The sequence below is a fragment of the Actinocrispum sp. NPDC049592 genome (assembly GCF_040675465.1).
GTDB lineage: Bacteria > Actinomycetota > Actinomycetes > Mycobacteriales > Pseudonocardiaceae > Kibdelosporangium.
Genome location: NZ_JBFAPA010000037.1, coordinates 19,032 through 27,442 on the forward strand (window position 1 = coordinate 19,032; position 8,411 = coordinate 27,442).

The 8,411-nt window shown below is 70.6% G+C and carries 5 protein-coding genes; 2 read left to right on the plus strand and 3 right to left on the minus strand.

The genetic code is table 11. The features are described 5' to 3' along the window. Nucleotides 1-6 precede the first annotated feature (6 nt). Nucleotides 7-756 carry an ABC transporter permease gene (locus AB0J95_RS50780; protein ID WP_364773938.1) on the plus strand — a complete coding sequence of 250 codons (750 nt, stop codon included), beginning with the start codon at nucleotides 7-9 and terminating at the stop codon, nucleotides 754-756. Here the strand turns inward: AB0J95_RS50780 and AB0J95_RS50785 are convergent. Beyond that, the gene (locus AB0J95_RS50785; RefSeq protein WP_364773939.1) at nucleotides 738-3,854 is read right to left on the minus strand and encodes a BTAD domain-containing putative transcriptional regulator; all 3,117 of its coding nucleotides are present in this window, start codon (nucleotides 3,852-3,854) and stop codon (nucleotides 738-740) included. The genes AB0J95_RS50780 and AB0J95_RS50785 overlap by 19 nt on opposite strands. A gap of 163 nt (nucleotides 3,855-4,017) precedes the next feature. Here AB0J95_RS50785 and AB0J95_RS50790 point away from each other — a divergent pair, with 163 nt between their 5' ends. Beyond that, nucleotides 4,018-6,213, plus strand: a complete 2,196-nt coding sequence (locus AB0J95_RS50790; protein WP_364773941.1) for a PKD domain-containing protein — start codon at nucleotides 4,018-4,020, stop codon at nucleotides 6,211-6,213. Between the two features lie 143 nt (nucleotides 6,214-6,356). Here the strand turns inward: AB0J95_RS50790 and AB0J95_RS50795 are convergent, their stop codons facing one another. Next, the gene (locus tag AB0J95_RS50795; protein WP_364773942.1) at nucleotides 6,357-6,968 is read right to left on the minus strand and encodes a DUF4230 domain-containing protein; all 612 of its coding nucleotides are present in this window, start codon (nucleotides 6,966-6,968) and stop codon (nucleotides 6,357-6,359) included. A gap of 73 nt (nucleotides 6,969-7,041) precedes the next feature. Then, nucleotides 7,042-8,088 carry a hypothetical protein gene (locus tag AB0J95_RS50800; protein ID WP_364773944.1) on the minus strand — a complete coding sequence of 349 codons (1,047 nt, stop codon included), beginning with the start codon at nucleotides 8,086-8,088 and terminating at the stop codon, nucleotides 7,042-7,044. Between the last annotated feature and the right edge of the window lie 323 nt (nucleotides 8,089-8,411).

Here is an 8,411-nt window from a genome sequence, read left to right on the forward strand (position 1 = left end):
GGGTTGGTGAGGCACAGCATCGCGCTGGCTCGGCGCAGTCTGACCAAAACACTGCGGCAGCCGGAGCAGCTGCTGGACGTGACCCTGCAGCCGTTGATCTTCGTGCTGCTGTTCGTGTACCTGCTCGGTGGCGCGGTGTCCGGGTCGACCGACGCCTACCTGCAGTTCCTGCTGCCCGCGATCATGGTGCAGCAGGTGATGTTCGCGGGCATGGCCACCGGCGTGAACATGAACAGCGACATCGGCAAGGGCGTGTTCGACCGGTTCCGCAGCCTGCCGATCGCCCGGTCGGCGCCGCTGATCGGGTCGGTGCTCGGCGACTTCATCCGGTACGTCGTGGCGATCGCGTCGCTGCTGGGGTTCGGCGCGATCCTCGGTTTCGGGTTCGCCGGGGGCTTGCTGCCGACGTTGGCCGCGTGCCTGCTGACGGTCGTGTTCGCGTTCAGCGTCAGCTGGCTGTTCGTCTGGGTCGGCATGCTCGTGCGCGAGCCGGGCACCGTGCAGGGCATCGGGTTCATGGTGCTGTTCCCGTTCACCTTCGGCACCAACATGATCACCCCGTCGAACACGCTGCCGGGGTGGCTGCACACGTGGGTGGACATCAACCCGATCGCGCACGTGATGGACATGGCCAGGGCGCTCATGCTCGGCACCGGCGCGGTGACCGGGCCGGTGGTGTGGACGCTGGCGACCTCGGCCGGGTTCCTGGCGGTGTTCGCGCCGCTGGCGGTCCGGGCCTACCGGCGCCGCACCTGAGCGATCGCCCCGGCCCGGTCCATCGCCAGGCCGGTGGCATAGGCGGCGTCGTACGCGGCGCCGCCCAGCCCGGTTCTCAACTGGTCCACGAGAGCCATGATGTCGGGGTTGTGGTGGTCGGGGGCGCCGCGCAGGCGGGCGGCCGCGCCGAGCGTGGTGGCCGCGACCTCCTGGAGGCCGAGGCCTGCCTGCAGGACCGCCGCGGAAACGCCGACCCGGGCCAGCACGGGCATGTCCCTGGCCTCCATCGCCCACTTGATCGCGGTGTCGACGTGCTGCCGGGCGGCGTCCGGCTCGTCGCGCGCCACCGCCAGCAGCGCCAGCGCCGCCCCCTGCAACGCCCGGAACTGCGGTGACAGGAAAGGCGCGTTCTCCACAGCGGACGTGCAGACCGCGTAGTAGCGCTCGGCCTCCTCGAAGTCGCCGTCGCGTCGGGCGAGGTCGCCGAGCGCGGCCCAGGCGAACGCCGCCGTGTAGGTCGGCGAGATGTCGGCGGTCAGCTGGACCAGCAGGGTCCGCGCCCGCTCGGCGTCGCCCTTCTGCAGCCACGCCGACGCCAGCAGGATCCGTTCGTGGTCGGCCACGTCGTCCGCGTCCAGCTCGTGCAGCAGCCGGACGGCCTCCTCGAGGCCCTCGATGGCCGCGTCCGGCTCGCCGAAGTAGAGCTGGGCGTCGGCCAGTGAGGTCAGCGACTGCGACAGACCGAACCGGTCGCCCACCTCGCGGAACCCGGCGATGGCGATCGGCATGTCCCGGCGCAGCCCGGCCAGGTCGCCCTCGTTCTCCAGCATGTTCGCCCGCAGCATCCACAGCGCCGCGCGGGTCCACGGGTCGGGGTGTCCCAGCCTGCGGTCCACCGCGTCCACGCCGTAGTCCACGTCGTCCATGAACAGGCCGAGCATCGGCTCCAGCAGCGCGAGCATCGGGTGGTCGGGATCCGTGCCCGCCTCCGCGACGATGGCCTTGAACGGCTCGACGATGTCCTCCAGCCGGTCGTAGCCGCCCGCGATCGCCTTGTTGACCAGGTACATCGCGGTCACCAGGGTCCGGCCGTCGTGCGGGGACTCGCCCGGCACGTTCAGCGCCAGCTCCAGCCAGGCGACCGACTCGGCGCGGGTGTTGCGGATCGTCCAGAACATGCACAACGCGGCCGCGATCCGGATCGCGGTGTCGGCGTCCTCGGTGGCCGCGGCGAAGTGCAGCGCCGCCACCAGGTTGTCGCGTTCCGCGGTCAGCACGTTGGCCCAGGCGAGCTGGTCCCGGCCGCGGATGTGCGGCTCGGCCTGCTCCGCCAGCTTCAGGAAGTACGCCATGTGCGCGGCTTTGGCCGCCGCGACCTCGCCCCGGTCGGCCAGCCGGGCCAGGGCGAACTCGCGGATCGTCTCCAGCATCCGGTAGCGCGGGCTGGGCCCGTCGACGACCTGGAGCAGCGACTTGTCCACCAATGCGGTGAGCAGGCTCAACGCGGTGTCACCGTGGACCTGCTCGGCGGCGTCGAGCGCGATGCCGGCCGGGAACACCGCGAGGCGTTCGGCGAACCGGCGTTCCTCCTCGTCCAGCAGGTCCCAGCTCCACGCGACGACCGCGTTCAGCGTCTGGTGGCGGGGCAGCGAGGTGCGGCTGCCGCCGGTCAGCAGGCGGAACCGGTCGTCCAGCCGTTCGGCCAGCTGGACCGGGGTCAACGTGCGCAGCCGGGCAGCGGCCAGCTCGATCGCCAGCGGCAGGCCGTCCAGGCGGCGGCAGATCTCGACGACCGCGCCGACGGTGTCGCCGGTGACCTCGAACCCGGGGCGCACCGCGGCGGCGCGTTCGGCGAGCAGTCGCACGGCCGGGTTCTCCATGGCCTCAGCAAGCGTGCTGTCAGTGCCCGGGATCGCGAACGGCGTTACGGGACAAAGGGTTTCGCTGAAGACACCGAGCGGTTCGCGGCTGGTGGCCAGGACTTTCAGCTGGCGGCACTGGCTGAGCAGGTCCTCGGCGAGCTGGGCCGCGGCGGCGACCACGTGCTCGCAGTTGTCCAGCACCAGCACGGTTTCCTGACGGGCCAGCAGGTCGACCAGGCGGCTCATCGGGTCGCGGGTCATCTTCTCGGTGCCGCGGGCGTCGCGCAGGCCGAGCGCGCCGAGCACCGCCAGGTGGACCTCGCTGGGGTCGGTCACCGGCGCCAGCTCGACCAGCCAGACCCCGCCCGAGGCGGCCAGGCCCGCGGCCACTGTGGTCGCGAGGCGGGTCTTGCCCGCGCCACCCGGTCCGACCAGGGTGACCAACCTGTTGTCCGCCAGCAGTTTCCCGACCTGGCCGACCTCCTTGGCGCGGCCGATGAAACTGGTCAGCGCGAGCCGGAGGTTGCCGGTGCGCGGTTTTTCCTTGGCCGGTGGGCCTTGCAGCAGGGCTTGGTGGACTTGCTGGAGTTCGGGGCCGGGGTCCGCGCCCAGCTCCTCGGCCAGGCGCCGCCGGACTTCCTCGTACCCGGCAAGCGCTTCCGCGTGCCGCCCTTCGAGCGAGAGCGCCCGGAGCAACAGGCCCTGCAAGCGTTCGCGCAACGGGTGTTTGGCGGCCAGCTCGGCCAGACCGGACACATCGGACTGTCCACTGTAGAGGTCTGCTTCGGCGAGATCCTCGATCGCGGTGAGCCGTGCCTCGTCGAGTCCGGCGATGTAGCCGACCGCGAACTCGTGCCGGGCCGCGTCCGCCAACGCCGGTCCCCGCCACAGTTTCAACGCGGTCCTCAGGAGTCCGGCCGCGGCCGCGGGATCGCCTTTCGCGAGTTCACGCCGGGCGGAGCGGGCCAACTGGTCGAACCAGAGCGCGTCGACGGACTCCACCGGGAGGTCCAGCCGGTATCCGCCGGGCGCCGACTTGACGGCCTCCGGGTCCGGCAGCGACCGGCGCAGCCTCGACACCAGCGTCCGCACCGCGCTGACATGGTCGGCCGGGCGTTCCTCCGGCCACAACGCGTCGGCCAGCTCGTCCACTGTGACAACGCGGGGAACCGCCACCGCCAGCCTGGTCAGCAGCACGCGCAGCCGGACACCGCCGATCTCGGCCGATGTGCCGTCCGCTGTCACCGACAGCGGCCCCAGGATCCCCACGTGCATACCGCCACTCTCCCACGAGACGGCGGCGCAGGTCAGCGCGGCACGAACGGCTCCATCCCGATGACCGGACGAATCGGGTAACGCTGTTCTGCCTGAAAGGGCAGGACTTCCTGGTGGGAAGGACATTAAGCTCGCAATGTCGACCTGGCTTGGACGTGATCGCGTGAGGGTGAGCCTCGCAGCTGCTCGCCGGTATTGGACCCGGCTGGCCATAGTGGGCGTCGCTGCGCTCGGTGTGGCCGGTGCCGTCATGTTCGGATCCGGGCAGGAGGCCCAGTCGGTCCGGCTGCTGTCCGGCGCCGCGTGGCTGCCGTCGGCCAAGGTCGGTCAGCTCACCCTGCTGGACGGGTCGTCCGCCGAAGTCGTTGCCCAGCTGCAGGTCTCGGCCCCAGGCAACGCCATCGAGGTGGTGCAGCACGGGTCGACGGCGTACGCGATCGACCACACGCTGGGCACCATCCGCCGGGTCGACGGCGCCACCTTCGACATGAGCCAGCCCGCGGCGCCGATCCCGGACGCCGGCCTCGGCCTGACCGCGTTCGCCGCGAGCGACGCGGTGTACATGATCGACACCAGGCGGGGCATCGTGGCCACCGCCGACCCGAAAACGCTTGCCCGGCAAGGCGACCTCGGCACCCTGTCGACCCAGCTCACCCCGGGTTCGGCCACGGTGGACGACGCGGGGCGGCTCTGGCTGATCGACAACGCCACCGGTGAGCTGATCCGGTTCGACCACGAGAAGCGCAGCAGCACAAGGAATGTCACCACGCCCGGCACCAGCGTGATGACCATGGCCAACGGCCGCCCGGTGGTGATCAACACCAGCACCCGGCAGGCCGTCCCGGTCGACCCCGGCACCGGCACGGCCGGGACGCCGTTCGACCTCGGCGTGCGCAACGACGACAAGGTCACGGTCAGCGGATCCCCGCACAGCGGCCGCGTCTACCTGGTGGCCTCGCGGGGTGTGCTGATCATCTGCGAGATCGCCGAGCGCAAGTGCGGCGATGTGGTCCCGTTGAACGCGGGCAGCAACCTGGGCACGCCGGTCGAGGCGGGCAACCGGGTGTTCGTGCCGGACTACACCGCGGGCCAGGTCTGGATCATCGACCTGAAGAGCCACAACGTGGTCGCGAAGTCGCAGGTGCTCGACCCGCGCACGCAGTTCCAGCTGCTCAACCGGGACAACGTGGTGTTCTTCAACGACCCCGCGTCCGACCGCGCCGGGGTGATCCAGCTCAGCGGCGGCGTGGTGCCCGCGGCCAAGTACGACATCGCCAACCCCGCCAAGGGCCTGACCACCCACGGCGGCGAAGACCCGTTGCCGCCCAAGGACACCACGACCACCACCCCGGTGACTCCGCCGGTCAACCCACCCGTCACCCCGCCGGTCACCCCGCCACCGGCGACCCAGCCGCCGCCGTCCGCGCCGCCGCCATCGATACAGGTCACCGTGCCGCCGGTGCCGCCGCCCCCGCCCGAGCCGCCGCCCCCGCCGGTTGTGGAACCGCCGCAGCCGCCGCCGTCGGAGCCGAGCAAGCCGCCGCCCCCGCCGACGTTGAAGATCACGCTGTCCAAGGCGACCCCGATGGTCGGCGAGGACATCACGCTGAACGTCAGCGCCACCACCAACGTCGCGCCCCGCAGCGCGCACTGGGACTTCGGTGACGGCACGAACAGTGGCACCGTCATGACCTCGCACCACTGGGGCACGGCCAAGACGTTCCAGGTGAGCGTCCAGGCGACCATGCCCGACGGTCAGCAGGCGACGACCGCGGTGAGCTTGCAGGTCAACGAGAAACCCAAGGCGAAGCTGACCGTGGCCGCGCCGACCGGCGGGACGATCACCGGGCCGGGGATCACCTGCCCGGGGACCTGCACGGCCGTCGTCGACCAGGGAACGGTGCTGGCGCTGACCGCGACCCCGGCGGCCAACTTCAGGTTCACCTCGTGGGCGGGCGCGTGCACGGGCGCCGGGGCCTGTTCGGTCACAATGGACGGTCCCAAGACCGTGCGGGCCACGTTCACCTCGACGTCACCGGTCCAGCCGTTCATCGGCAACTGGAGCAACGTCGACCCGAGCACCGGCGACGTGGCCAAGCTGACCCTGAGCAACCCCACCGCGACCAGCGCGACCCTGCGGGTGTTCGGCGCCTGCACCCCGTTGTGCGACTGGGGGAACGCCACCGCGACCTTCTCCGGCGGCGCCCTGCACGCGTTCTACGACCAGGGGTTCGCCACCCGGACGATCACGATCACCATGTCGGGCAACCGGATGACCGTCCGCATCCACCACGACTACACCCCACAGGACGGCCGCCAAGACCGCGACTCCACCGACACCCTCACCAAAACCGGCTAACCCACCCCCGCGTGTCCCACATTCACCGCCCCCGTGTCCCACGTTCACGGCCCCCGAAATCCCCGCCGGGCCGGACGAATGTGGAACTCGGGGGCCACGAGTGTGGGACACGGGGGCTGCGAATGTGGGACACGCGAGGGGGTTTAGTCCTGGGATTCGTGGAAGGTGACGGCGAAGCCAAGGCCTTGGATCATGCCGGTGAGCATCATCTTGGTGTTGTTCTTGGCGCGGTCGGTCAGGCCGGAGTGCTGGGCCGCCTCGGCGATCTTCTGCTCGGCGGCGACGTAGAACTGTTGCTGCTGCGGTGGATCCACCAACGCGGTCAGCCGGTCGAGCAGGCCGCGTTCCTGGCTGTAGATGTAGCTGCGGTTGTTGTCCAGGCTGGGCTTGGCCAGCTGCGCCGGGGGCAGGGTGATCTCGACCGACTTGCGGTCCTGGGAGACCACCATCGCGTCCTGGTTGAGGTGGCCGAAGTCGATGAACGCGTCCACCGAACCGGCCGCCACGAACAGCGTCCGGGTGCCGGCGATCGACGAGGGCACGAACTTGATGTCCTTCTCGATGTCGATGACGACCTGGTAGTCCCCGGCCGCCGCGTGGTACTGGCTCAGGTCCCGCACCGCCTGCAGCACCGCGGGCTGGCTACGGTCTATTGTGGACGATTCGAACGGGTTGAGCTTCGGCAGCAGACCCACCAGCTGCAGCACCGCCGCGATCACGGCGACCACTGCCACGCCGAGGATCGCACGTCGCACCCAGCGACCTTTCACCACGAACACCGCCTCTCGAGACCCCGTACATGGGTACCCTGAAACGGTCGTCAGGACACTACGCCATCTGGCGCAACAGAGGTACCAGCTCGGCAACGGCGTCCGGGTGTTCCATCGCCACAACGTCCAAAACGGTGTCCACGCGGTCCCGGTCGGCCCCCAGCTGCCGCAGCGCGGTCCCGAGCCTGCGCGGACCCAGCAGCCGCCGGTCGAACAGCGTCAACGTGATGTCGATGCCCAGCTGGGCGAGTTCGTCGTCGGGGGAGGCGAGCGCGACCGCGATCAGCGCGGCTCCCGACGGTCCCGGCACCTGAGGGTGGTCCAGATAGGACTGCAGCGGAGCAAGTTCCGCCGGGCCGGACCGCAGTTCGGGAGTGTGCAACAGGAACGAGGCCACGTCGGCCTCGACCCGGTCGACGTCGTACGGTGAGGCGACCATCCGATGTGGAGTGTCCCGGATGGACCCTTCCAGCTCGGTCTCGTACCGCAGTCCCAGCCAGGGCAACCGTTTCGCCAGTGTCCACAACGCGTCGGGCCGGCGGGCGCGGGCGGCGGCCATGTTCACCCACGTCGGCGCGAGGTCCACCGACCCGCCGAGCGCGTAGAACACGGCATGCGCGTAGGGCCCGCTCAGCCCGGAGGTCAGCCGGAACGCCTCCCGCCGGTTGTCCGGCGCCAGCCGCAGCAACGCGTCGATCACGTCATCGCGTGGCGCGTCCGGGTTGTTGAGCATGCGCTGCACGAACACCATCGGGTCCAGCCAGCCGCCGCGGTGCGTCGCCGCCGACACCGGGGTCGCCGTGCCGCGCAGCAGGCTGCTGACCCGGTGCCGCAACGGCCGCAGCCAGCCCTTGCCGCGTTGCGGAACGACCACGTCCTCGCCGGCCAGTCCCAGCACCAGCGTGGTGATCAGCTCGTCGACCACGCCGGTGGTCTGTCTGGCGGCCGCCGCGGGCACCAGCGGGGCGAACGCGGCGGCGAGGTGCGGGTGCCCGCTGAGGTGGTTGACCGCGTCCAGGGCGGCCAGCAAAGCGTCGGCGTCATCGGAACACGCCATCAGCCGGGCGAACTCGGCGGCCAGCGCACCGGGCCTGGAGTGGAACACCAATGGTTCGGTCAGTACGCGCCGTTGCGGCCAGGGGAGTGGTTCCGCTTCCGGGTAACCGCTCATAGCGGCCCCGGATAACAATTGAGCATCGCCCGTTCGGCGGTGTTCCGGGAAAAGAAATCGTGGAATTCCGGCGGCGAATTCCGCCGGTCCCGGGCGACCGGAACCTGGGCGTTTTCCGAGGAATGCCCGGTTCGCCGGTGTCGTAACTCCACGTGACCAGAGTAGTGACCGGCGCGGGGACGTGGCCGGGCAGGCCACACTCCACCACCGCGCCCAGGGTCTGGTGGCGCGGCAGGGAGGTCCGGCTGCCGCCGGTG